At 58.7% G+C, this 23,536-nt stretch carries 20 protein-coding genes; 5 read left to right on the forward strand and 15 right to left on the reverse strand.

Annotated features, from left to right (window positions below):
* Positions 1 to 60: 60 nt before the first annotated feature.
* The 6 genes from HKD32_RS02970 to HKD32_RS02995 all read right to left on the reverse strand — a co-directional run bounded on the left by HKD32_RS02970 (position 61) and on the right by HKD32_RS02995 (position 6,450).
* Complete coding sequence (locus HKD32_RS02970; RefSeq protein ID WP_194257492.1) at positions 61 to 966, reverse strand: Tim44 domain-containing protein; 906 nt, start codon at positions 964 to 966, stop codon at positions 61 to 63.
* Positions 966 to 2,300 (reverse strand): TldD/PmbA family protein, encoded by a 1,335-nt coding sequence (locus tag HKD32_RS02975; protein ID WP_061931582.1) that lies wholly within the window; start codon positions 2,298 to 2,300, stop codon positions 966 to 968. The genes HKD32_RS02970 and HKD32_RS02975 overlap by 1 nt, the downstream gene beginning before the upstream one ends.
* Positions 2,297 to 3,562, reverse strand: coding sequence for a M16 family metallopeptidase (locus HKD32_RS02980; protein WP_010502752.1), 1,266 nt, complete (start codon positions 3,560 to 3,562; stop codon positions 2,297 to 2,299). Before HKD32_RS02980 ends, HKD32_RS02975 begins: the two co-directional genes overlap by 4 nt.
* Positions 3,563 to 3,628: 66 nt before the next feature.
* The gene (thrC, locus tag HKD32_RS02985; protein WP_061931584.1) at positions 3,629 to 5,029 is read right to left on the reverse strand and encodes a threonine synthase; all 1,401 of its coding nucleotides are present in this window, start codon (positions 5,027 to 5,029) and stop codon (positions 3,629 to 3,631) included.
* 22 nt (positions 5,030 to 5,051) lie between these two features.
* Positions 5,052 to 6,044 (reverse strand): SdiA-regulated/phytase-like domain-containing protein, encoded by a 993-nt coding sequence (locus HKD32_RS02990; RefSeq protein WP_061931803.1) that lies wholly within the window; start codon positions 6,042 to 6,044, stop codon positions 5,052 to 5,054.
* A gap of 49 nt (positions 6,045 to 6,093) precedes the next feature.
* Positions 6,094 to 6,450 (reverse strand): hypothetical protein, encoded by a 357-nt coding sequence (locus tag HKD32_RS02995; protein ID WP_061931586.1) that lies wholly within the window; start codon positions 6,448 to 6,450, stop codon positions 6,094 to 6,096.
* 153 nt (positions 6,451 to 6,603) lie between these two features.
* On the opposite strand from HKD32_RS02995, the gene HKD32_RS03000 reads away from it, so the two are divergent.
* A complete protein-coding gene (locus HKD32_RS03000) occupies positions 6,604 to 8,292 on the forward strand; it encodes a tetratricopeptide repeat protein (protein ID WP_061931588.1) in 1,689 nt (562 codons plus the stop codon).
* On the opposite strand, the gene HKD32_RS03005 is transcribed toward HKD32_RS03000, so the two are convergent.
* The 4 genes from HKD32_RS03005 to HKD32_RS03020 form a co-directional block, all read right to left on the reverse strand.
* Positions 8,261 to 11,107, reverse strand: a complete 2,847-nt coding sequence (locus HKD32_RS03005) for a [protein-PII] uridylyltransferase (RefSeq protein WP_061931590.1) — start codon at positions 11,105 to 11,107, stop codon at positions 8,261 to 8,263. The two genes, HKD32_RS03000 and HKD32_RS03005, sit on opposite strands and share 32 nt — an antisense overlap.
* Complete coding sequence (gene mutS / locus HKD32_RS03010; RefSeq protein ID WP_194257494.1) at positions 11,104 to 13,734, reverse strand: DNA mismatch repair protein MutS; 2,631 nt, start codon at positions 13,732 to 13,734, stop codon at positions 11,104 to 11,106. Before mutS ends, HKD32_RS03005 begins: the two co-directional genes overlap by 4 nt.
* 94 nt (positions 13,735 to 13,828) lie before the next feature.
* A complete protein-coding gene (murJ, locus tag HKD32_RS03015) occupies positions 13,829 to 15,385 on the reverse strand; it encodes a murein biosynthesis integral membrane protein MurJ (protein ID WP_061931595.1) in 1,557 nt (518 codons plus the stop codon).
* Between the two features lie 64 nt (positions 15,386 to 15,449).
* A complete protein-coding gene (locus HKD32_RS03020; RefSeq protein ID WP_007282397.1) occupies positions 15,450 to 15,686 on the reverse strand; it encodes a hypothetical protein in 237 nt (78 codons plus the stop codon).
* Between the two features lie 105 nt (positions 15,687 to 15,791).
* On the opposite strand from HKD32_RS03020, the gene HKD32_RS03025 reads away from it, so the two are divergent.
* A complete protein-coding gene (locus HKD32_RS03025) occupies positions 15,792 to 16,244 on the forward strand; it encodes a DUF4112 domain-containing protein (protein ID WP_061931805.1) in 453 nt (150 codons plus the stop codon).
* Here the strand turns inward: HKD32_RS03025 and HKD32_RS03030 are convergent.
* Entirely contained in the window at positions 16,185 to 16,679 is a 495-nt protein-coding gene (locus HKD32_RS03030; RefSeq protein WP_010502768.1) for a glutathione peroxidase, read from the reverse strand. The two genes, HKD32_RS03025 and HKD32_RS03030, sit on opposite strands and share 60 nt — an antisense overlap.
* Before the next feature lie 152 nt (positions 16,680 to 16,831).
* On the opposite strand from HKD32_RS03030, the gene HKD32_RS03035 reads away from it, so the two are divergent.
* Positions 16,832 to 18,013 (forward strand): NupC/NupG family nucleoside CNT transporter, encoded by a 1,182-nt coding sequence (locus tag HKD32_RS03035; protein ID WP_061931807.1) that lies wholly within the window; start codon positions 16,832 to 16,834, stop codon positions 18,011 to 18,013.
* 245 nt (positions 18,014 to 18,258) lie between these two features.
* On the opposite strand, the gene HKD32_RS03040 is transcribed toward HKD32_RS03035, so the two are convergent.
* Genes HKD32_RS03040 through tsaD form a run of 3 tightly spaced genes read right to left on the reverse strand, consistent with a single transcriptional unit; the run spans position 18,259 to position 21,154 of the window.
* Positions 18,259 to 19,236 carry an NAD(P)H-dependent glycerol-3-phosphate dehydrogenase gene (locus tag HKD32_RS03040; RefSeq protein ID WP_061931599.1) on the reverse strand — a complete coding sequence of 326 codons (978 nt, stop codon included), beginning with the start codon at positions 19,234 to 19,236 and terminating at the stop codon, positions 18,259 to 18,261.
* Entirely contained in the window at positions 19,233 to 20,057 is an 825-nt protein-coding gene (locus HKD32_RS03045) for a 23S rRNA (adenine(2030)-N(6))-methyltransferase RlmJ (protein ID WP_061931601.1), read from the reverse strand. The genes HKD32_RS03040 and HKD32_RS03045 overlap by 4 nt, the downstream gene beginning before the upstream one ends.
* A 23-nt stretch (positions 20,058 to 20,080) precedes the next feature.
* A complete protein-coding gene (tsaD, locus tag HKD32_RS03050; RefSeq protein ID WP_061931603.1) occupies positions 20,081 to 21,154 on the reverse strand; it encodes a tRNA (adenosine(37)-N6)-threonylcarbamoyltransferase complex transferase subunit TsaD in 1,074 nt (357 codons plus the stop codon).
* Between the two features lie 34 nt (positions 21,155 to 21,188).
* Here tsaD and hemC point away from each other — a divergent pair, with 34 nt between their 5' ends.
* Positions 21,189 to 22,262, forward strand: a complete 1,074-nt coding sequence (gene hemC / locus HKD32_RS03055; protein ID WP_194257496.1) for a hydroxymethylbilane synthase — start codon at positions 21,189 to 21,191, stop codon at positions 22,260 to 22,262.
* A 2-nt stretch (positions 22,263 to 22,264) separates the two neighbouring features.
* The gene (locus HKD32_RS03060; protein ID WP_061931605.1) at positions 22,265 to 22,930 is read left to right on the forward strand and encodes a uroporphyrinogen-III synthase; all 666 of its coding nucleotides are present in this window, start codon (positions 22,265 to 22,267) and stop codon (positions 22,928 to 22,930) included.
* An 8-nt stretch (positions 22,931 to 22,938) separates the two neighbouring features.
* Here HKD32_RS03060 and secB read toward each other — a convergent pair whose 3' ends face one another.
* Positions 22,939 to 23,463: a protein-export chaperone SecB gene (secB, locus tag HKD32_RS03065; protein WP_010502784.1), complete on the reverse strand. Its 525-nt coding sequence runs from the start codon at positions 23,461 to 23,463 to the stop codon at positions 22,939 to 22,941.
* Positions 23,464 to 23,536 lie beyond the last annotated feature (73 nt).

The raw sequence follows: 23,536 nt of genomic DNA on the forward strand, positions 1-23,536 counted from the left end.
GTCATCACCCTCGCTGCAATCTTTTACGTGATTACCCTGATCCGCTTCTAAGAAAGTTTCTCAGCCACCCTGCTGAATGGCTGAGAGGATCCAGTTTCCGCGCCCGTCAGCACGAACAAACGTCCAGAGTTCCGTGACTGTAACCGGCTCGGTCGAACTACCGTCAATGACATTACCAAACGAGTCTGTCGTCACGTCGGTCATGGAATACTGCATGGCGACTGTGGCGTAGGTCAGGTTGCGTTCACGCCAGGCTTCCGAAAGATCACCACGCAGGAACCGGACGTTGGAAACGATATTCCGTGCACCACGGCTCGCCAGATCGGACAACTGTTCGTTGAAGTAGCCTGCCATTTCCGGCGTTGTCATGGACGACAGGGCGCGCATGTTCTGTGCGCTCCAGGCAGACTGGATGTCGAGCAGCAGACGCTGGAAGCTGGTGTAATCGTCGTTGCTTAGCGTCACTGGCGCATTGCCGCTGGCTGCACCAAATGGCGTTGCAGCAGATGAACCAGAGGCGCCCTGACGGCGGTTAAACAGGCGCAGAGCGAACATGATCAGCGCGCCAATCACAAAAACCTGGAACAGGAAGCCAAGGATCGACGTCCCGCCTGTCATGCCGCCGAAGAAGCCGTGTCCGCTCAACATTCCAAAGAGCCCAGCCCCCAGTAGACCGCCCGCAAAGCCCGTCATGAACGGGTGGCGGTTTGGGAAAGAGGGACGGTACCCTGGTGTCATGGGCGCCATAGGGCGAGGGGCGGCGGACTGGGCACCGTAGTTGGACTGCGGCGTCATGGTCCGGTCCATCGGGCGTGTCCAGCTCGGCGTAATGGAGGTCCGGGGAGGCGCGCTCCAGGTACGGGATCCACGGCTGCCCATGGACGACCCTCCACCCGGACGGGCATCAGCGGAACCCAGCACACAAAGAAGTGCACAGGCGATAGAGAAAAGACGAAAATTACGCATCAAAGTCCTGCAATGCTCATGCCATCAATCCGGATGCTCGGCGCATTCACGCTGTTCCGGAAGGAAAGATCACTGGCTGGAACCATCCGGGTGAACATGTCCCGCAGATTCCCGGCAATCGTGAGTTCCGCTACCGGCTCAGCAAGTTCACCGTTGCGGATCATGAAGCCGGAAGCCCCACGGCTGTAATCCCCCGTCAGCATATTGACGGACGATCCCATGAGTTCCGTAACCAGAATCCCTTCCTTTATATCGGAACGCAGTTCAACGGCGGAAAGATCACCCGGTGCAAGATGAAGATTTGTCACACTTGGGCTTGGCGGCCCCGAAACGCCCCGGCTGGCTCGACCATTCGAGCGTAGGTCCAACTGGCGGGCGCTTCGTGAGTCCAGCAGCCAGGTTTGCAAAACGCCGTCGATGACGAGATCCAGCACATTAGCAGCACAGCCTTCCCCATCGAATGGACGCGAAGCGGGGCCGCGGACAAGGCGTGGATTGTCCCTGACCGTCAGACCTGTGCTGAGGATTCGTGTCCCCATTGCTTCTTTCAGGAAGGACGTACCGCGCGCAATCGATGCACCGTTGATCGCGCTGACCAGATGTCCGAGCAGACTGGAGGAAACACGGGGATCATAGATGACGTCATAAGTGCCCGTCTTTGGACGGCCTGGATTAATGCGGGCAACAGCGCGTTCACCAGCCAGACGGCCAACGGTTTCAGGCCTATCCAGATCTTCCAGATGCACGGTGCTGTGATACGCGTAGTCGCGCTGCATGGACGCCCCTTCGCCCGCAAGAACGCTGGCGCTGAGGGAATGGCCGGTGCGGCTGTAGCTGCCCATGAAGCCAGCGGACGTGCCTAAGGCAATCACAGTGCGGCCGTGTCCGACGGATGCGCCGTTAGTGTTGGTGACGCCTGATACCGCCAGAGCGGCCTCTTCGGCTTCTCGGGCGCGGCTCAACAGGGTGTCCATATCTGGTGATGCCGTGTCGGACAGATCCAGCCCTTCAGCATCGAAATGCCCGATCATGGCATCAGGAGCCAACCCTCCAAAGCGGTCTTCCGGCACCACAAGCGCCATGGCGCAGGCCTGTTCGGCCAGACGGTCGAATTCGGCATCATCTAGCACGCTTGTAGAGACGGAAGCTGCTTTCTGGCCACGGAAAACCCGCAGACCGAGGGCTACGCTTTCAGAGCGCTCGATGCCTTCGGGAATGCCTTTCCGCACCATGGCGGACTCGGATTCGTTCCGGATGAAAATGGCGTCGGCATGGTCGGCGCCGTGACGTTTTGCCGCAGCAAGAAGGGCTTCAACGTGACGGGTTGTACTCATGCAGCAAGCCTCGCGGTGATGTCGTTCATCGTCGGCATGTTCTTGACCGGGCCGATGGCGGTGAAGGTTGGTGTGCCAGCGAAAATTTCGCGGGCGACGCGCAGAATGTCCTCTTCCGTCACGGCATCAATCTTTCCGACCGTTTCGGTTACGGGGACAGGGCGACCATGGATCTGGATCTGGCGGGCGAGCTGCTCACAGCGGCTGCCTGTGCTTTCCAGAGACATCAGCAGAGAGGATTTAAGCTGTGCGCGGGCACGGGACAGTTCTTCCGCTGTCAGGCCATCCTGAAGGCGCTTGAGTTCGTCGATCATGACCGGGACAAGTTCGGCCGTCTCGGCTTCACCAGTGCCTGCGTAGAGGCCAAACAGTCCGCTGTCGCTGAAGGGAGAGGCGAAGGAATAAACGCTGTACACCAGACCACGGCGTTCCCGGATTTCCTGGAAGAGACGTGAGGACATGCCGCCGCCCAGAAGGGTGGAGAGGATCATAACCGCGTAATGATCGGGATGGTGATAGCTGACGGACGGGAAGCCCATGACCAGATGGGCCTGATCCAGCTCGCGTGTCGTGCGCAGGTCACCACCCGCATAAGCTGCCCCTCGGGGGCGCGGCGTCTGATGTGTTGGAAGGTCCCGGAAGTGCTCTTTCACCAGATCGACAACCTGCTGATGATGCAGGTTTCCGGCGGCGGCGATCGTGATGTTGTGCGTGGTGTAGTGCTCACGCATGTAGCCCATCAGGGTCTCGCGCGTCATACCGGAGACGAGCTGTTCCGTACCGAGTGTCGGGCGACCCATGGGCTGTTCCGGGAAAGCGCGTTCCTGAAACTGGTCGAAGATGATGTCATCCGGCGTGTCATTCGCCTGACCGATTTCCTGAAGGATCACGCCGCGTTCACGCTCGATCTCGGCATCCAGAAACGTGCTGTGCGTCAGGATATCGCCGATGATGTCCACGCCGAGAGCCAGATCTTCTTTAAGAAGTTTGACGTAGTAGGCTGTGGTTTCACGGGCGGTATAGGCATTGATGTAACCGCCGACATTCTCGATTTCCTCAGCAATACGGGAGGCAGAGCGGCGTTCGGTTCCCTTGAAGGCCATATGTTCAAGGAAATGGGATACACCGTTGTTTTCGGCGGTTTCGTCACGGGTGCCAATCGAGACATACGCCCCGAACGAGATCGTCTCAACGCGATCCATGCGTTCCGTAATGATGGTCAGACCGTTGTCGAGCGTAGTGACTTCAATCGTATCGGGCATGAGTTTCCGTAAGTCATAAAAAGACAGGCTCCCTGAGATGGGGAGCCTGCGGGAAGGAACAAGGTATTAGTGGCTTTTGAGATGGGTACGGACCGCATCCTGAATGCCAGTGATCTGACTGCTCATCGTGTCATAGCGTTCCGGACGCTCGAAAAGATCGGCCAGATGTGGAGGCAGGGCAGCTCTGATGCCGGTCGCTGAGAAGACTGCATCCGGGAATTTGGCGGGATGAGCCGTCGCGGCGGCGATCATCGGAATACCGGGTTCCTGAAAGCGTTTGCCGACAGCCAGACCGATGGCCGTATGCGGATCAGCCAGATAGAGGCTCTCATCATAGAAATGACGCATGGCTTCGCTGGTCTGCTCATCATTGAGCGTCATACCATCGAAGACGTCTTTCATGCGCGTCCAGGCATCATGCGGAACAGCCATACGGCCAGTTTCGCGGAACTCTCTCATGATCGCAGCGCAACGCGTTGGGTTACGGTCCAGAAGTTCGAACAGGAGGCGTTCGAAGTTGGACGAAACCTGAATATCCATCGACGGCGACAGGCTGGGCTCAACCGTGCGGACGCTCATGTCGTTTTCCAGAAGGAAGCGCGTGAGAATGTCGTTGCGGTTTGATCCGATGCACAAACGGCGGATGGGGAGGCCCATCTGGCGGGCAGCCCATGCCGCAAGCACATTACCGAAATTGCCAGTCGGAACGGAGAAGGACACTTCCCGATCTGGCGCGCCGAGAGCCAGCGCTGCACGGACGTAATAGGGAATCTGTGCGGCGATACGTGCCCAGTTGATGGAATTGACGGCGGACAGGGAGACTTCGTCCCGGAACGGCTGGTCGGCGAAGAGCGCCTTGACGATATCCTGACAGGTATCGAAGTCACCTTCGACAGCAATATTCAGAATGTTGTCGTCCGGTACAGTCGTCATCTGGCGACGTTGGACTTCCGAGGTGCGACCCTTCGGGTGGAGAATCACAACCGAGAGGCGTTCACGGCCTCGGCAGGCTTCAATGGCAGCCGAACCGGTATCGCCGGATGTTGCGCCGACGATCGTGACCTTCTGGTTTCGCTGGGTCAGAACATGGTCGAACAGGCGGCCAAGCATCTGCATCGCCATATCTTTGAAGGCGAGCGTCGGACCATGGAACAGTTCGAGCGAGAACAGATCCAGCTCGACTTCGCAAAGCGGTGCTACGGCCGCGTGATCGAAACCGGCATAGGCATCCCGGGCCATATCGCGCAGGGTATCGCGATCAATGGCACCTTCAGAGAACAGGGAAATGACTTCAGCCGTCAGATCTGCGTAGGACAGGGAGCGCCAGTCCCGGAATGTCTGGGGGCTGATTTTGGGCCATGTCTCCGGCATGTAGAGACCGCCGTCTCCAGCAAGGCCGGCAAGCAGAATGTCGGAAAAGTTGGGGGCGTCGGCGGTCAGGTCGCCGCGAGTAGATCGGTAGCGCATGCCGCCTTTATATCACGACCTTCTATGGCAAGGCGATGCGAAGAATGTGCGGTTTTCCATCTTCTGATGTCAGAACACTGACCTCATGATCGCCTGAAACCGCCAGTGCCCCAGCATCAAGAAGACGTTTGTCCCGAAGAAGGATCAGCGGATTGCGGTCGCTACCGAATTTCAGCAATGCCCCATCAGTGATGTCAGACATATAGAAAATATTGTCTGCGGACAGGGTGAGACCGCCCAGGCTAGGTGTGTCACGCCATTCGACGATCCCATCAAGTTGTTCCACGGGCGTGAAAGCCGGGTCGGTAAGAAGGGCGCTGCCAATACGATAAAGGGGGCCACAGGCAGGCATATAGAACAGCCACTGGCCTTTGGCATCCAGCGTTAGAAATCGCACATTTCCGCCTGTCAGCGGATGATTGTCAGGACCATTGGTTATCTGGTCGTTCCGTTTAAGGGGGCGGCGACCTGTTACGGAGGGATCATAGGGAAGAAAACGCTGTGCCTTGCCGTCTCTGAGCGCCACTACAACGAGAGCAGCCTGTCCTTCATCGGTCAGATAAGCGTAATTTCCATAGACCTGAATGGCCGTGAAACGGCTGCCTGCGCTGTGGGCACCTTGAAGAGGAATTGTTTGAAGCAGTTTTCCGTCTGAGGATAACTGAACGAGCGCGGCTTCTGGGGAGGCTGCCAGTCCCCAAAAAATAGTGTCCTGTTTGGTGAGCGCGGAAAGAGGCGGAATTTTTGCTCTTTCAGCCCCATTTTCAGGAAACAAATGTTCCTGATTGGCCGAATCGATGAGGGCAGGTCGTCCATCTACATCCAGCCCCAAGAGAGACAGGGCATTATGCTGCGTCAGGGCCGTAAGCTGAATATTCTCAAGTTGGGCATCCGTCGTAATCCTTGCTGACTGAGGCGCGTCTTTCCACGGATGATCGGCGTACGCAGGAAAAGCGAACAGACAGGACGTTCCCAGAAGAACGGCGGAGACGGAATGCAGAAGCCAGCTTTTCATGGTTCGAGACATCGGCCTGTCTGGAAAATTTGACAAGACCGAAAAGGGATTAATTCTCCAGTGTCAGCTCTGAGCAGGCTTTGTCAGTAAACTTCGCACTTGGAGAAGATGAGCCTGCTTTTTCTGGAATGCGGGAATCTTGGTTTGTTGGGAGGGGCGCTGGGCGCGGATTGGATAGCCAGGGGGCATGTTCATGCTCCACAGGGAAAAGAACAGCCGCATGCATCAGGAGAGCGGAATCGATGGTCTGGCATTCAATGGACCAGCGTTGATCGGGCATACGGGAAATGTAGTGCCCTGACGCAGTTTGTCTGACTTCAATCGGGAAGGTTCGTGTCGTCATACCCTGACGGACTGTCGCGAAAACCAGGCCGGGAACATTGCCTGTCCGTTGTTCAAGATGCATGGTCAGACGCCTCTGATTGTCTTGTTCACACGCACCATGCTGTCCAAAGACTGAATACTTCGTTAACGGCGTTTAATATTCACCGGATATATCGGTACGTTGTGACGGAGATGTACCGGCTTTTCTTTCTCCTTCCGGTTTGACGGAAACACGATGCGCAGCCTTTCTTCTGATCCCACCCGATATGCTTTTGAATGCTTTGCTCGGGGAGATCTGAGCGAAGCGGCGCGCTGGTTTCAGGATATTCTGACGTCTGATCCGACGCAGCCGGATGCTCTGCATGGTATGGCCTGTCTGGCACGTGCCAACGGCCGAAACGCTGTGGCGATTGCGCTATGTGGAAAGGCCCTTAAAGCGGCTGAGGGCCTCCCGCGATCCCGGCTGGCCCGTATTCATCTCACGCTGGGTCTGGCCTTAATGGCGGAAGGTCATTCGGAGCCTGCACGTGCTGCTCTTGTTGTGGCTCAAACGCTTCAGCCTTCTGATCCGCGTACGTCGGCGGCCCTTGGTGAGGCTTTGCTACTCTTGGGGCGGAGAGACGAGGCGAAAGAGGCCTTTGGAGAAGCCGCCAGACTTGCGTCAGACGACACGAATTATCTGACAAGGCTGGGGCAGATTTATCTTGAGGATGGTCAGGGGGAGCAAGCTGTTATCTGCTTTGAAACAGTCACGCGCCGCTGTGCACAGGACGGACGGGCCTGGGCAAATCTCGGAGCCGTTCTGTTCGGGCTGGGGCAGTATGGAGAGGCGCGGGAAACTTTACTGCGGTCCTGTGAGCTGGGGCCGCGAACGGCGGAGACGCTGAATAATTTTGGTCTTGTTCTGATGGCGCTGGGAGATTTGCCACAGGCGCGATCCGTTCTCGAAGAGGCGCTGTCGCTTCGACCGGAGGATGGCCGTGTTGCCAACAGTCTGGGTACGGTTCTCATGGAAATGGATGAGGATACCGTAGCGGGAGCGCTTTTTAGTGCTGTGATGGAGCGTGAGAGCGGTTTTGACCGGGAGCAGGCGCGCTTTAACCATGCGACACTTCTTCTGGGGCAGGGCGTTTTTGCTCAGGGATGGAAGGAATTTGAAAGCCGCCATTCTTTGTTGGGGTATAGGCCGCGGGTTCCCGCCTGGGATGGTTCCTCCGGGGAAGAACCGATTGCGGTCACGGCGGAGCAGGGGCTGGGCGATAGCGTGCAGTTTCTGCGGTTTCTGAGGGAAGCTGCAAAGCGCCGTCCTTTGAGGCTTCAGTTCCCGGCTGCTGATCTTGTGTCTTTCATGCCTCAACTGGGGGCATCCCGAATTCTGGATCGTCAGGGCCCAGTAGAGAGCGAAGTCAGCCTTCTCAGCTTGCCCTTTGTTCTGGGTGTTCAGGGCGCACCAGACCAAAAGCCTTATCTTGAAACAGGTTTGGACCCGGCGCCGAAGACGATTGGTGTATGTTGGGCGGGCAATCCATCATACCGCTTTGATTCGAGACGCTCGTTGAAGTCAGAGTGGCTGGATCCGTTGAGAAACGTTTTAGGCTTGAGGTTCGTGTCTCTTCAGCGTGGTGAATGTCCGGGCTGGATGGAAAAGGTCGATCTCTCGACTTTGCAGGCTTTGACATGCGCTGTCAGCCAATGCGAACTGGTGATCAGCGTTGATACGTTGGTTGCTCATGTTGCGGGGGCGACAGGCCGCCCTCTTTGGCTTCTCAATCGGCGAGGAGGAGACTGGCGTTGGAAAGATGTGTCCTGGTACCAGAATGTTCGACAGTTTCGGCCTGACGGATTTCTGCCTGAGGACTGGCCACTCGTTATTGAACGAGTGGCCGAAGCCCTTAGAGTGTGGGAGCGGCAGCCGACTTCTTGACAGGGAGTGGTGTCAGTGAAGACAGCAGGGAGTCACGGATATGGGCCAGTCGAGCCGGGTCCGTGATTTTCATGCCCAGAAGATCGCGGACGTAGAAGACGTCCACGGCGCGCATCCCGTAAGTCGTAATATGGGCCGAGGAAATCTGAAGGGATTGCTGGCTCAGGGTCCGCGTAATGTCATGGAGCAGGCCTGGTCTGTCACGGCCATTGATTTCAATGACGGTATGACGGTCTGAGGCTGTGTTATCCATGACCACTCGGGGCGGAACATGAATGGCGCGCATCCGGCGCGATGCGCCACGGTGGCGGGCTTCGGCAATTCCCTTTTCCAGATCCAGACGACCAGACAAAGCCTGCTCAACGAGATGATTCAGACGACCAAGCTGGTGCGGGTCTTCGAAAGAGCATCCATCTGCGTCCTGAACCCAGAACGTGTCCAGAGCCATGCCGTCGCTGAGCGTGTGAATTCGGGCGTCTACGATGGAAGCACCGGCAACGGCGAGTGCTCCGGCGATCTGTGAAAACAAGCCGGGATGATCGGCGCAGAGGACGGTGAGTTCAGTCACGCCACGGTCCGGAATGGGATAGGCTTCTACCGTAACGGGAGAGCGGTAGCGGTCCGAATCGTGGATCATGCGGGCGTGGCGCATGTGCGTGTCGGTATCGAAGCCCAGCCAGTAGCTTGGGTAGCCGAGGGATAGGAAGTGTTCGACGCTGCTCTCGGGCAGGAGTGGGGTCAGGCCGTCGCGGGCAAGCTCGCGGGCATGGCTGACGCGTCCATCCTGTTCCGTAGCGGCCAGTCCGCCCTCCAGAACTTCGGCGACGCGGGAAAACAGTTCGCGCAGCAGCGTTGCTTTCCAGGCGTTCCAGACTTTTGGGCTGACGGCGCGCATGTCTGCGATGGTGAGCAGAAGCAGGAGGCGTAGGCGTTCGGGAGACTGGATGGTGTCTGCGAGATCCAGAATGGTGCGAGGATCGTCGATGTCCCGTGTAAAGGCCGTTTGTGACAGCAGGAGATGGTGGAGGACTAGCCAGGAAACGGTGTCTGTTTCTTCCGGATCCAGTCCAAGCTGGGGGCAGATGTCCAGTGCCAGATCCGCTCCAAGTTCCGAATGGTCACCGCCACGGCCTTTGGCGATGTCATGCAGAAGAACGGCGACATACAGGGCACGACGGGACCGCAGATCCTTGGCCAAGGCATAAGCCAGCGGAATTTCATCCGCCATGTGCCCCGCTTCGATCTGCCCCATCATGCGGACGGCCTCGATGATGTGCTCGTCCACCGTATAGATATGATAGCTGTCGAACTGCATCTGCCCGACAACGCGGGACCAGTCTGGCAGCAAACGTCCGAGCAGGCCGGTTTCGTTCAGAATGGGGAGCCAGAACGGAACATTTTTCGTCTCATCCGCACTGGGTTCGCAGAGCAGGTTCAGGAAGATCTGAGCCGTTTCGGGGTCATCCCGAAGTTCGACCGCATGACGTTCGTTGCGAATGAGTTGCTGGATGGCGAGGGGGTGAAGTTCCAGATCGTGACGCCGGGCACAATCCAGCATGCGGAACATGTCACGCGGATTTTTCGCGAACGTCACGGGTTCGACAGGGCACAGACGCCCCGCAATGCGCTCGAAGCCTTCAGGTCCGGCCAGGGTTTCCGGCTGGGTGTCGCTGGCCTGATCCTGAAGGCGCATCAGGACAATGGGCTGAAGCACATGCGTCAGACGCATGACATCACGGGCTGTCAGGAAATAGTGGCGCATGAAGCGCTCGACACCACGCTGACGACCGTGTGTTGCATAGCCCATGCGACCACCGATGACGGGTTGAACATCGAAAGTCAGACGTTCTTCAGCACGGCCGGTGATGTAGTGAAGATGCAGGCGGACCGTCCAGAAAAAATCCCACGCACGCCGGGCGCGGTGGGTTTCACGATTGGTCAGGAGGCCAAAGGAAATGAAGGACGGTGTGGGCACGGCTTCGGCTGGGGCTGCCGTCTGGTCAACCGTCGTAATCGCGCAGCCAAGGGCGGCGCGGCCCATCCAGTTCAGGGTCTGGAGGTCTCTTAGGCCACCACGACCTTCCTTGATGTTTGGCTCCACCATGTACGGATTGTCGCCAAAGCGGCGGTGACGCAGTTCGCGCTCTTCAATTTTGCCGCGTACGAAATCGCACAGCGTATCGTTCTGAAGATCGGCACCAAGGGCAGAGCGCAGGTCACGGGCGAGGGTACGATCTCCGTAAAGTGGACGCAGATCCAACAGGGCCGTACGGATCGTCAGATCTTCTGCGACGTCCTTGATGCAGGCGCTGATGGAGCGGGTGGCATGGCCGACGCGCAGACCGAGATCCCATAGGGCGTAGAGAATGAACTCGATTCGGATCGTGAGGGCAGCGGATGCGTCTTCCGGAATCAGGAAGAGAATATCGATGTCACTGAAAGGCGCGAGAAGGCCCGCACCATAACCGCCTGTCGCACAGAGACAGAGCGGTTCGTCGGATGCGCCGTCCTGCCGGGCCGACAGGTCTGCCAGGGCGTAGACAACGCTGTCTGCCTGAGCCGCAAGGGCACGTGCGGCTGCAATGCCGGAGATCTGGCGGGTTTCAAACCGCTGACGGATGGCCGCGTGACCGTTGCCAAGGTGGCGACGGAGGACGGAGAGAACATCTTCACGGGATGTCTGCCCCTGGGCTGCAGCATTCTGGAGAGCTGCTTGCAGCGACGGGGTCATGGCTTTGCGGTCAGACAGGGTCGTATCCGTATCGTCAGCGAAAGGGGAAGGGTGACTTTCGCCCCAGAAACCCGCTTTTTTCAAGTCCTGTCTCCTGAGGCGAGGCGTTTAAGTTCATATAATGCCGCTAATGCTTCCCGGGGAGAGAGTTCATCGGGATTTAGCGTTGTGAGTGCTTCCAGGGCGGGCGATTGTGGCTCTGATGTCTCACTGGCCGGGTCTGGTGTGTCCGCCACGGCTTCAAATAATGGCAGGGAAGAGCGTGCTTCGGCCTGTTCACGTTCGAATGTTGCTAGCAGCCGCGAGGCACGATTGACGACCGACTGCGGGATGCCTGCAAGCTTGGCGACATGCAGCCCCCAGCTTTTCCGTGCCGATCCGGGGCGGACTTCATGCTGGAAGATGACTTCTCCGCGCCATTCCTTCACGGCCATGGTGTATGGGGCGAGACGGGGAAGAAACTCCGTCAATGCACCGAGCTCATGGAAATGCGTGGCGAAGATTGTGCGGGAGCCGAGTTGCGTATGGAGCGCTTCAAGCGTGGCCCAGGCGATGGAAAGACCGTCCAACGTGGCCGTGCCCCGACCAATTTCATCGACGACGACGAGGGATTTTGGTCCGGCCTGATTGAGAATGGCGGCGGTCTCGGTCATTTCAACCATGAAGGTCGAGCGGCCACGGGCGAGGTCGTCCGCGCCGCCGACGCGGGAAAATAGCCGATCCACGACGCCGATTTTGGCGCTCTTCGCGGGAACAGGCAGCCCTGCCTGCGCCATGATGACGGCTAGGGCTGTCTGACGGAGGAATGTCGATTTACCCGCCATGTTCGGGCCAGTGAGAAGCATGGCGCGATGTTCAGGCGGCAGTTTGCAGTCATTGGGAATGAAGCGTGCGTCTGCACTTCCTGATTCCGCCAATGCGGCTTCTACAACGGGATGACGACAGGCGACGAGTTCGAAATCGGTCCCGTCTGTGACGTCCGGACGGCACCATGAGCCACCTTCGGACAGCAGTGCGCAAGAGCGCAGAACGTCTGCCAATGCCAGAAATTCCGCCACTTCGTCCAGAGCAGGGGTCTGGAGAATATGCGTGCAGAGCTCGGCAAAGAGACGGCGTTCCAGCGTGCTGGCCTTGTCGGCGGCTTCCAGAATCGCACGGTCCAGAGCAGCGAGTTCTTCTGTTGAAAACCGTGCGAGGCTGGCCGTTCCCTGACGGAAAGACAGTTCGGGCCGATCCTTCAGCTTCGCACCGGCAGCGGATGGCACTTCGATGACATAGCCGAGCTGGGCGTGGTGGCGGATCTTCAGATTGCCGATGCCGTATTCTTCCGACAGTCGCCCCTGAAGGGCTGCGACAATCCGGCGGCTCTCATCCCGGAGCGTGCGATAACGATCCAGTTCTTCATTAAATCCGGCAGCAATGAACCCGCCATCTTCAATACGGGCCGGAAGATCTTCGGCAACAGCAGCTTTCAGGCGATCGAGCAGGGTGTCTGCCCTGCCATATAATCCGGCTGTTAGAGTACGAATCAGCGTTGGGGTTTGTTCGTCGCAAACGGGCTGTAATAAGCCGGTGAGATCATCTGCGGCGATCAGTGTATCCCGAATGGCGGCAAGGTCACGGGGCTGGCCGCGCCCTGCAGACAGGCGCCCAAGCGCACGTGCCGGATCGGGCGTGCGTTTGAGGATGTCACCCAATGATCCCACCAGGCACGGCACGGACTGAAGCCAAAGCCATGCGTTTTGTCGGTCCGTGATTTGCTGGGCGTTGGTAAGCGGCGAGGACAGCCATTGTGAAAGAAGGCGTGAGCCGGCGGCTGTAGCCGTGCGGGAGACGACGCCAAAGAGACTGTACTTCGTTTCGCCATCGCGGGTGCGGAGAATGTCGAGGCTCGCGCGGGTGGCCGGGTCGATTCCCAGAACGCCGCTGACACCCTGTGGGATGGGGCGGGACAGGCGTGGAAGCGCACCGGCCTGACTGCGCTGAACGTAATTCAGCGCCATGGCACAGGCGATGGCCTGCTCGTCGGGAAAGTCTCCCAGCGCATCAAGCTGGGCGACGCCATAGGCGCGGGCGATCAGAGTGCGGGCGCTGTCGATGGTTGGCGGGACGGCAACTGGTGCCAGACGGCTCGTATGATCAGCAGGAATGAGTTCCGGATCGGACAGGACTTCTGCAGCATCCAGTCGGGCCATGAGTTCCGGAAGCGCCGCTTCAGGCACCGATGTTGTTTCGAAAGCGCCGGTCGAAATATCGATCCAGGCGGCGCCGATCATGCTGGACCGGCGGCTCCCGGAGCGGGCAATGGCCAGTAGAAGATTGGCGCGTCCTGCTTCCAGAAGTTCGTCTTCGGTCAGGGTGCCGGGGGTGACGACGCGGACGATGGCGCGGGGCAGCGGGCCTTTCTGGCCTTTCTGTGGAGTCTGTGTCTGTTCGGCGACGGCGACGCGGAAGCCGCGACGGATCAGGCGGGAGAGATAGGCTGGCGCAGCGGCGACGGGCACACCGCACATCGGAATCGGCTCGCCATTGTGATTGCCACGGGCTGTCAGCGCGATATCGAGCGCCATGGCTGCTGCCTGTGCGTCCCCGAAGAACAGCTCGTAGAAATCCCCCATGCGGAAGAACAGCAGGGCATCCGGCTCCTGATGCTTCAGGTCAAACCACTGAGCCATGGAGGGCGTGGCATTCGCAGCAGAAGGCAGGGGCATGAACGTGCCGATGGGTCCAGTCTCCGGTAGTGAAAGGGGAGGGGCGGGAAACTACCCTGTCCCTGCCGGTGTGTGAACCGGCAGGATGACTCTCTCAGCGAGTGCGGCGTCGGGCGATGCGCGTTTGCAACGCCGCGGCTGCGTCCCGGAGTTTCACGACCTTCAGGGCGTCGAGGGAAATGGCATAAACCATGCCACCAAAAACGATCAGTGCGCCAAGCATGCCCAGACGCCAGACACCGTGCCAGTTTGGTAGATCGGGAGCGACGAATTTCTGGGCGGCGGCAACCCACAGACCCATCATGATGGCCGCTCCGACGATACGTGTGACGCGACTTTTCAGGCGAGGATCGGGTTTGAAAACGTCACGACGACGAAGAAGGACGGCCAGAATGGCGACGTTGACGAGTGCGGCGATCGTGCTGGCCAGAGGAGGGCCAACGTGCGCGAGCGGCTTGTAGAGTGCCAGATTGAGGGCGAGGTTCAGGGCAAGTGTGAAGAAGCCGATGCGGACTGGCGTACTGGTGTCGCCCTCTGCAAAGAAGCCCGGTGAAAAGACCTTGATGAGCACGAAGGCAGGCAGGCCAAGCGCATAGGCACGGAGCGACTGAGCGGATTTCATGGCGTCTGCGACTGTGAAATGTCCGTAGCTGAAGAGGCCAGCCATGATGGACGGTGCAAGTGCAATCAGCCCGATGGTGGCGGGCAGCGTCAGGAGCATCGCGTAATCAAGCGCTCGATTCAGGCTGGCGTGCAGAGAGGCACGATCCTTGTTAGCGACATGACGGGTCAGAAGCGGCAGGAGCGTTGTGCCAGCCGCTGCGCCCAGAACGCCAAGGGGAAGCTGGTTGATCCGGTCTGCGAAGTACAGGATGGAGGGGGACCCGACCGGCAGGCGGGTAGAAATGATGGTGTCTACCATCAGGTTCATCTGGGTCACGCCAGACCCGACAAGGCCCGGCCCCATGCGACGCAGCAGGGCGCGGATATCCTGTGAAAAACTCGGGCGAATCAGGTGTGGAGCAACTCCGGCACGATGAGCTGCCCAGTAGAGCGCGCCAAGCTGCACAATGCCGGAAATCGTTACGCCCCAGGCGCTTGTGAAGGCAACATTGTGCCAGACATACGCACCCAGGAAGATGGCGGCGATGCCGATGATGTTGAAACTCAGATAGGCAGCGGAAGCAGCACCGAATTTTCCAAGACCATTCAGTACGCCGGACACAAGAGCCGCCGCACAGATCATAATCATATAAGGGAAGGTGATCTGCGTCAGTGTCAGGGCCAGTGCGAAACGTTCGCCCTGAAAGCCGGGAGCCAGAATTGAAATGATGAACGGCATGAACAGTTCGCAGAGAACCGTCAGAATCACGAGCCATGCGACGAGGGCCGAAAGGGCTTGTCCCGCGAAACGCAAGGCAGCCGTTCGGCCTTCTGTTTCATATTTCGCTGTGAACATTGGCACGAAGGCGGCATTGAACGCACCCTCGCCAAAGAGGCGCCGGAACATGTTGGGCAGACGCAGGGAGACCAGATACGCGTCCTGCACGGGGCCTGCGCCCAGAAAAGCTGCGAGAAGCTGGTCACGGATCAGGCCCAGAACACGCGAAAGCATGGTCCAGCTGCCAACGGTCAGGAAATTGCGAAGCATTTCCCGTCTCTAGCCTATCCCGTCAGCGGGTAACATATCCTCCTGAAGGCAGGAGGAACGATTTTTATCGCAGAACGGTTTCCCGGGCGTACAACTTCTCGGAAGGGCGCGTCATGCTCGGGCGAACAGCGGCCAGCCCGATGCAAAGCAGGACAATTTCCAGCGTCAGCATGACGCTGGCCCAGAAGATGCCGGGAAGGCCCAGAAAGCTTGAGACGTGATGGGCAACAGACGGCGTGAGTGCCCCGAGAGCGGCGACGACCAGCAGCGGCAGAATAGGGCGCAGAACAGACACCGTCATGACAAGCCTCCTGTCATATTGCTGTCATGAAGCTGGCGTTTTTGAGTGCATGGCGTCAAGGAAAAAGACGCAACTTCCGATCCCGTTGCTGTGTTGTTTTGTATCATGACCAAAACTTCGTTCACTACGTCTCCCTCCAGCACCGAAGACCTCATGCAGAGGCTGGAGAAGTTGAGGCGTCTTGCCTGGATTTTGAATGCTGCGGTGCGCATCCCCGGTCTGCGCCTGCGGGCGGGTGCAGATACGATTCTAGGTCTTGTTCCGGGTGGGCTTGCGTTCGGAACGCTTCTTTCACTTTACATCGTGTGGGAAGGCCATCGGATGGGCGTTGGAAGGCGCATTGTTCGCAAGATGCTGCTGAATGTCGGAATCGAAGCGGCTGTTGGTGTGGTGCCGCTTCTTGGAGATGTGTTTGATACGGTCTTCAAGGCTGATCTCCGGAATGTTGCGCTAATTGAAGAGGTTCTTGCGCGGACGACATTCCGGAATAATGCGGGATCAGTGATCGAGAAGAATCCGGCGGACGGACTCTTCTACCCGTCCCGAAGTCGGTTTTGACAGCGGCGTGAACCAGCGGGTGAGATTACCGTCACGGCCGATCAGGTATTTGTAGAAATTCCAGCGTGGGCGCGAAAGGAAGCCACCCTCCTGACGAAGCCACTGGAAAAGGGGAATGGCTTCTGGTCCTTTCACATGAGCCTTTGCGGCCATGGGAAAAGTCACGCCATAGTTCCGATAGCAGAATGTTTTAATTTCTTCCGCTGATCCTGGTTCCTGCTCGCCAAAATCATTTGACGGGACGCCAAGAACCATCAGTCCATCAGGTTTGTCTCGCCCGTAGAGAGACCAGAGATGTTGCAGGTCTTCATATTGAGGCGTGAAACCACATTTTGATGCTGTATTGACCACCAGAAGTGGGCGGCCACGATAGGCGGAGAGGTCGATGGTTTCACCTGACAGGCCCGGCAGGTGGAAGTCATAGGCGCAGGACATGGGTTTCTCCCTCTCGTTTTGAATGAGTGTAATGGCATAACGCGTCGGACGCGAGAGGAGGGCTGGACACGGCGCTGTCATGCAGACAGTTTGGGAACCGTTCTGTCTCTGAAAGGGAGCTTCTGTTCGTGATCCTGCGCGTCCTGATCGGCATGGCCGGTCTTCTTTGTCTTGGCGCGCTGTTTTCTACGAACCGTCGGGCAATCGACTGGGCTTTCGTTCTGCGGGCACTCGCTTTGCAGGTTGGCATTGCCGCTGTGATCCTTTGGGTTCCGATGGGCGCGCATCTCCTGCATTTGGTTTCTGATGGTATTACAAAAGTGCTGTCTTACGGCGACCAGGGAAGCGCTTTTCTGTTTGGTGGGCTCGTTGGGCCCAGAATGGCGGATGTGCTGGGCAATGGTGGCTTTGTTTTTGCCCTGAAAGTTCTGCCTGAAATCGTTTATGTCGCGGCCCTTCTGGCGCTGTTGCAGCACTGGGGCGTTCTCCAGTTTTTGTCCCGACTGATTGGTGGGGGGCTTGCCAAGATTTTGCGAACCACCCGGATTGAATCTTTCTCCGCAGTTCTGACGATTTTTCTCGGGCAAAGCGAAATGCCCATCGTGCTTCAGAGCTGTCTGGCTGGATTGTCGATGGGAGAACTGGCGACCGTTCTGTGTAGCGGGACGTCCTCTATCGCGGGGTCCGTACTGGCCGGGTATGCGTCTCTGGGTGTGCCGATGGAGAACCTGCTCGCAGCGTCTGCCATGGCTATTCCGGGTGGTTTGCTGTTTTCCCGGGTGCTGTTCCCCGGTCCGCGGCATGCCAGCACGGAAATTGCCGGGGCCGATCATGGCCATCACAGCATGTTCGAGGCTTTGGCCGAAGGCGCGATGAACGGGGCCAGGATTGCCGTTGCCGTTGGTGCGGTTCTCATTGCGTTTGTAGGAATTATTGCGCTGACGGATGGGCTTCTCGCTATGGTCGGGCTGTCTCTGTCCCGCATTCTGGGAATGGTTTTCGCGCCTTTCGCATGGCTGATCGGGGTGCCTTGGGCGGAATGCAATGTCGCGGGTGGCCTGTTGGGTCAGAAAATCGCGTTCAATGAGTTTGTGGCTTACGTGAATCTGTCACCGATGATCCAGGCGCACGCTCTGTCCCATCGGACGATTACAATCCTGTCTTTTGCGTTGTGTGGCTTTGCTAATATTTCCACGATTGGAATTCTGATCGGCGCGTTCGGGAGCGCGGAACCACGTCGGCGGACGGATGTAGCGAAGCTGGCTGTCCGGGCAGTTGTGGCTGGAACGTTTTCCAATGCGATGAGTGCAGTGATTGCGGGACTGTTTGTTTGACGCGGCTTCTGGAGACGGGCTTCAGAGGCGTTAGGGCTTTGGCGACGTTCTTTTAAAAACGAGCATTGCCCATAGGGAAGCTACGGCGATCCCGACCCATTCCCAGAAGTGAAAGCTGTTGAAGATGTTCTCTTGGGTCGTGAAGAATTTCAGCAGGTTGACGCCTATCCCGAGCAGAGAAAAAATGAGCATCGTCAGAAAAAATTGCCGCGAGAGTTTCATATTTGTCGTTTCAATATAAGGAACTACTCAACTGTTGGTGGACGATCCAGCAGCAGGGACCGGGCTTCGTCGATCGTCAGCTTCTCTGAGAGAAGATGCGTGATGGTTTCGAGAATGGGGACCTGAACATTCAGGCTTCGTGCCAAAGTGACGAGCGCCGGAGCTGTGAGGACACCTTCAGCCACAGTAGTGCGAGAACTTAGGATGTCCGTTAGTGAGCGTCCTTCACCGAGTTCGATGCCTAGGCTGTAGTTTCGTGATCCCCGCCCGGTGCACGTCAGGATCAGATCGCCAACGCCGGAGAGACCTGCAAGGGTGGAGGCTCGACCGCCGAGAGCTTCCGCCAGACGGGCGATTTCTGCCACAGCGCGTGTGATGAGAGCGGCGCGTCCATTCTCACCAAGCCCTGCGCCGATGACGATGCCTGCACCGATTGCCACGACGTTTTTTGCGGCTCCAGCAAGCTGGACACCCGCAATATCCTGGCTTGCATAAAGGCGGAACGATGAGGAATTAAGTTGACTGGCCAGATGTTGGACGAGTGGCAGATCAACGCTGGCGAGCGTCGCGGCGGCGGGCAGGCCTTGGGCGACTTCAATGGCGAAATTCGGGCCGGAAAGGACGGCTGTTGGCCGACCGGGCATGGTCTCGGTGAGAACATCGAGGGGGAGAAGGGATGTGCCTTGTTCCAGTCCTTTGCAACAGGTGATGACGGGTATCCCGGGGGCTAAAGACTGTTCTAACGCACTCGAAACCTGCCGTGCGGTTTGAACAGGGACGACCAGAAGGACCAGATCGGCCTGCGTCGGAAACTCTCCCGTGACGTGCACTGTATCGGGCAGGCGGATACCGGGTAGGCGAGGGAGTTCCCGAACATCGGGGGCAACAGGCGAACGCATCCAAAGCGTCACACTGGCTCCCGTTCGTGCTGCGGCGCAGGCGAGAGCCGTTCCCCAGGCGCCCGCTCCGATGACGGCGATATGGCGGCCCGTCATGCTCATTCTTCGGCCAGTCGTTCGATATGTACCTGCATGTCTTCCCGATCCTCTGTAGCCAGTCCGGTTTTCATAGCCTCCAGAACTGTGCGGGCCTCGTTCTCGAACCCATATGGGGCGTTTACGACCAGCATTCCACATCCATTCAGGCGGGAGGGGTCGAGGGCGGGGCGTAGCAGGAATTCACAGGCGATAATGTCCCTGATGCCAGCATCGGTCAGGGCATTGTAGAAGGCGCGGACGGGCGTACGATGTTTGATCGGGTACCAGACCGCTACGATCCCAGCGCGGAAGCGATTGCGGATAAGTGAAACGGCCTGTGCGCATTGCTGGAAATCATCCAGCTTTTCAAACGGGGGATCGATCAGGACCAGACCGCGCTTCAAATGCTTCGGTGGCAGGAGCGCACGCAGGGCTTCATAGCCGTTGCGATGATGGATGGAGACCTGTGGATCATCCCGAAACAGACGACGCAGAGGGCGAACGTCTTCCGGGTGTAGTTCGCAGGCGATGAGTTCATCCTGCGGGCGCAGGGCGTGGCGTGTGAAAGCCGGGGAGCCGGGATACAGCCCAAGATCCCGTACAGCTGCCAGGTACTCCTGAAGCGCAGGGTCTTCCGAACCTTCCAGGAGGCCGATCCCTGTTTTCCACTCGCCGGTTTTCTGGGCTTCCTCGGAAGAAAGGTCGTATTGTCCGCAGCCGGCATGCGTGTCGAGCACGCAAAATCCTGCCGGTTTGCGGGCGAGGGCTTTCAGAAGGACCAGAAGGATTGCGTGTTTGACGCAGTCCGCGAAGTTTCCCGCGTGGTAGGCGTGGCGGTAGTTCAAGGGTTCTGTATTCCGGCTTGGGGTCAGGACAATGCGGTGGCGGGCTGGCGTTCCGAAAGAGGCCAGCGGGGACGTGCGGCGACGTCGATTTCGTGTGGCTGTTCGCCTGCATGCAGACGTTCCAGGGCGGCCCAGCCGATCATGACGGCGTTATCCGTGCAGAGGCGTAGGGGCGGTGCGATAAAGGGGATGCCATGATGGTCGGCAACAGCTTCGAGCGCGCTGCGTAGCGTGCGGTTCGCCGCGACCCCTCCGGCCACGACAAGGGCCGTGGAATGCGGCGCCATGGTGAGCGCGTGTTCCGCACGATCTGCCATGACGTCGGCAACGGCGCGCTGAAAGGATGCGGCAACATCAGCGGCGAACTGGCGGGGGAGCGCGCCGGACCCTTGTGGTTCGATAAGGCGGCTTACGGCGGTTTTCAGACCAGAGAACGAGAAGTCGCATCCCTCGCGTCCTTTGAGCGGACGAGGCAGGGCGAAGGCATCATCCCGGCCTTCTGCTGCGAGTTTTTCAAGAGCGGGTCCGCCGGGCCAGCCGAGGCCGAGCATTTTGGCAACCTTGTCGAAAGCTTCACCGGCGGCGTCGTCGATGGTGCCTCCGAGGCGGGTATAGTGCCCGGTTTTCTCAACAGAGATGCACTGGCAATGGCCGCCAGAGACCAGCATCGTCAGAAAGGGGAACTGAAGGTTAGCGTCAAGCGCGGGCAGTCGCGCCGTCAGGACATGGCCCTCGATGTGATTGACCGCAATGAAGGGCTGCCCGAGTGCAAGGGCCAGACCTTTCGCATAGGAACTGCCGACAATCAGGCCACCGATCAGGCCGGGTCCGGTTGTTCCTGCAAAGGTAGCGATGTCTGCCAGTGTGAGGGAGGCTTTGGCGAGGACGGACTGAACCAGTGCGGGCAGGGCATCCAGATGCGCACGGGCTGCAATTTCGGGAACAACGCCGCCCAGAATGGCATGATCATTCTGGGAGAGGACGCCTTCGGCCAGAATGGTGCCGTCATAGGCAAGAATGGCGCAGGCGGTATCATCACAGGACGTTTCGATCGCCAGAAGCGGGCGCAATGCAGCAGGGTCGGACATGCCATGCATTATGACCGAGTCTCTCTCATCATGACAGCCCCGCGTGAATGAGCTAAAGCTGCCGTCCATGAATGCTTCCGTCCTGTCTTCCGACGCCCTCCAAAAGGTCGCGGCGGAAGCCGTCCGCCGATCTCATGCCGCCAGCCCCTCCGGTCAGCGCAAACTCCCGCTTAGAGTTGGCTCACGCGCCTCTCCGCTGGCGCTCTGGCAGACGCGCACGTTTCTGACCCGTCTGACGCGATTTTGCCCGGTCCTGCGCGACATGGGAGCGTTTCAGGAGCATCAGATCAGCACTGAAGGCGACCGTAATCTTACGCAGCGTCTGGCTGAAATTGGTGGCAAAGGTCTGTTCGCCAAGGAAATTCACGAAGCACTTGTGGCTGGACGGATTGATTTTGCGGTTCACAGCCTCAAGGATCTTGAAACAAATTTGCCTCCCGGTCTTGTTCTGGCCTGTACGCTGAAGCGCGAAGATGCGCGTGATGCGATCATCCTTCGTGATCGGACGCTCAAGGTTGACCCAGCTGATCCGTATGCGTGCTTGCCAGAAGGTGCTCTGATTGGCTGTGCGTCTGTGCGTCGTCAGGCTCAGATGCTGAGTCGGCGCCCGGATCTGCGGTTCGGATTGCTGCGTGGGAATGTCCAGACTCGCCTGGACAAGCTTCAGGCTGGCGCTTGTGATGCTACGCTTCTGGCGCTTGCTGGTCTGCGCCGTCTCGGGATGGAAGACCGCGTTGATATCGTGCTGGAGCCGGATCAGATGCTGCCTGCCGCCGGGCAGGGCATTGTGGGTGTGACGGTGCGTGAGAGCGATACGGAACTGCGTGAACTGCTCTCCGCGATCGAAGATCCGGAAGCTCGCGCTGTGTCCACAGCGGAGCGTGCGCTTCTGGCTGAGCTTGATGGCTCCTGCCGGACACCGATTGGCGGTTATGCCCGCATCGAAAATGGCGTTCTGAAGCTGACTGGTATGATCGCCAGTGAAGATGGAACATTCCTGATCCGTCGCGAAATTACTGGCGCGCCGTTGGAGGCCGCTCGCATGGGAACGGAACTGGCGGAGGAACTACGCCGGGATACGCCTGCGGCCATTTTCGCTGAGATGATCCGCGCCTGACCATGAAGCGGCAGGCCGTTCTTGTAACGCGTCCTGAACCGGGTCTGACGGGCACGCTGGAGGACGTCCGGCGCCTTGGGTGGAGCGCGATCGCCTGTCCAATGCTGGATGTTGGGGCTTATGCGCCTATAGCGGTGCGAGAATGTGTTGCTGTCGCTATTACCAGTGCGAATGCACTGGTCGCGCTGCAGGACTGGCCGCGCGATCAGCGTATTGTCGCTGTGGGCTCAAGCACCGCTGCCCGTGCTCGCGATATGGGATTTCAATGGGTCGAGGCGGCGGATGGTGATGCGTGTTCTCTCGCTGCGTATTGCCATAGTCATAATCTGACCGGTCCCTCACTCCTGCTGGCTTGCGGCGAAGGCTACGGGCTGGATCTTGCAGAAGAACTAAATGCATCCCGGGTGAGCGTTTATGGCGTGACCAAAAATGTCAGGCTTACGGATGCCGCTCGGGAGGCCCTGTTGAGGCATGAGGTCGAGGCCGTTGTTTTTTATTCCGGAAAAACGGCAGACGCCTTCATGGAGGCGCTGGAGGAACAGGACCGGAAAAGTCTGTCCGGGGTGAGGGCGCTCTGTCTGTCAGAGGCCATCGCTGCACGCCTGACCGAAAAGAACTGGCGTGCAGTGGAGTGGCCCGATCCGCTGGAACGGCTCGGGCCTTACTGATCGGAAGATCAGGCTTCGCCAGCTGGCTCCGGGAACTGCTGGGCGCGCTTGGCCTGCCACAGGGCCACGAAGTCGATCGGCTGCAGAACCACCGGCGGGAAACCACCGTCACGGGTGACGTCGCTGATGATGGAGCGCACATACGGGAAGATCAGACGCGGAACTTCAACCAGAAGAATTGGCTCAACCAGTTCCTGCGGGGCGTTGCCCAGCGTCACGATAGCGGCGTAGGTCAGTTCGGCGATGAACACCGTGCGGCCAGCCTTGCCACCTTCTTCTGCTGCGGGTTCAGCAGCTTCGGCGCGGACGGCCAGAGCCACTTCATAAACCGGCTGATCTTCTTCGAGGCGGTTTGCCTGAACGTCGATGTTGACGGAAATCTGTGGGGCGGAGCGAAGCGTTGCGAAAATGGAAGCGCCAGCCGGGACTTCGAAGGACAGGTCCTTCGTGTACTGCAGGTTGACAGCAAGCGGCATCTGCGGCGGAGCGCCGTCAAGATTTTGCGTGGCGTTGTCGTTGATGGTCTCGGACATAAAACGGTCTCCCGATCCGCGAGGCGGATAGCAATAGAACGATTGCGATACAGTGGCGGTAGCATGATGTGTC

It is taken from the genome of Gluconobacter japonicus, from assembly GCF_015244665.1.
In the GTDB taxonomy this organism is placed as follows: Bacteria; Pseudomonadota; Alphaproteobacteria; order Acetobacterales; family Acetobacteraceae; genus Gluconobacter; species Gluconobacter japonicus.

Bases quoted from the DNA above. Each gene is read 5' to 3' on its own strand.
- HKD32_RS02970 (WP_194257492.1), bottom strand. From the start codon at position 966: ATGCGTAATTTTCGTCTTTTCTCTATCGCCTGTGCACTTCTTTGTGTG.
- HKD32_RS02975 (WP_061931582.1), bottom strand. From the start codon at position 2,300: ATGAGTACAACCCGTCACGTTGAAGCCCTTCTTGCTGCGGCAAAACGT.
- HKD32_RS02980 (WP_010502752.1), bottom strand. From the start codon at position 3,562: ATGCCCGATACGATTGAAGTCACTACGCTCGACAACGGTCTGACCATC.
- thrC (WP_061931584.1), bottom strand. From the start codon at position 5,029: ATGCGCTACCGATCTACTCGCGGCGACCTGACCGCCGACGCCCCCAAC.
- HKD32_RS02990 (WP_061931803.1), bottom strand. From the start codon at position 6,044: ATGAAAAGCTGGCTTCTGCATTCCGTCTCCGCCGTTCTTCTGGGAACG.
- HKD32_RS02995 (WP_061931586.1), bottom strand. From the start codon at position 6,450: ATGCATCTTGAACAACGGACAGGCAATGTTCCCGGCCTGGTTTTCGCG.
- HKD32_RS03000 (WP_061931588.1), top strand. From the start codon at position 6,604: ATGCGCAGCCTTTCTTCTGATCCCACCCGATATGCTTTTGAATGCTTT.
- mutS (WP_194257494.1), bottom strand. From the start codon at position 13,734: ATGCCCCTGCCTTCTGCTGCGAATGCCACGCCCTCCATGGCTCAGTGG.
- murJ (WP_061931595.1), bottom strand. From the start codon at position 15,385: ATGCTTCGCAATTTCCTGACCGTTGGCAGCTGGACCATGCTTTCGCGT.
- HKD32_RS03020 (WP_007282397.1), bottom strand. From the start codon at position 15,686: ATGACGGTGTCTGTTCTGCGCCCTATTCTGCCGCTGCTGGTCGTCGCC.
- HKD32_RS03025 (WP_061931805.1), top strand. From the start codon at position 15,792: ATGACCAAAACTTCGTTCACTACGTCTCCCTCCAGCACCGAAGACCTC.
- HKD32_RS03030 (WP_010502768.1), bottom strand. From the start codon at position 16,679: ATGTCCTGCGCCTATGACTTCCACCTGCCGGGCCTGTCAGGTGAAACC.
- HKD32_RS03035 (WP_061931807.1), top strand. From the start codon at position 16,832: ATGGCCGGTCTTCTTTGTCTTGGCGCGCTGTTTTCTACGAACCGTCGG.
- HKD32_RS03040 (WP_061931599.1), bottom strand. From the start codon at position 19,236: ATGAGCATGACGGGCCGCCATATCGCCGTCATCGGAGCGGGCGCCTGG.
- tsaD (WP_061931603.1), bottom strand. From the start codon at position 21,154: ATGCATGGCATGTCCGACCCTGCTGCATTGCGCCCGCTTCTGGCGATC.
- HKD32_RS03060 (WP_061931605.1), top strand. From the start codon at position 22,265: ATGAAGCGGCAGGCCGTTCTTGTAACGCGTCCTGAACCGGGTCTGACG.
- secB (WP_010502784.1), bottom strand. From the start codon at position 23,463: ATGTCCGAGACCATCAACGACAACGCCACGCAAAATCTTGACGGCGCT.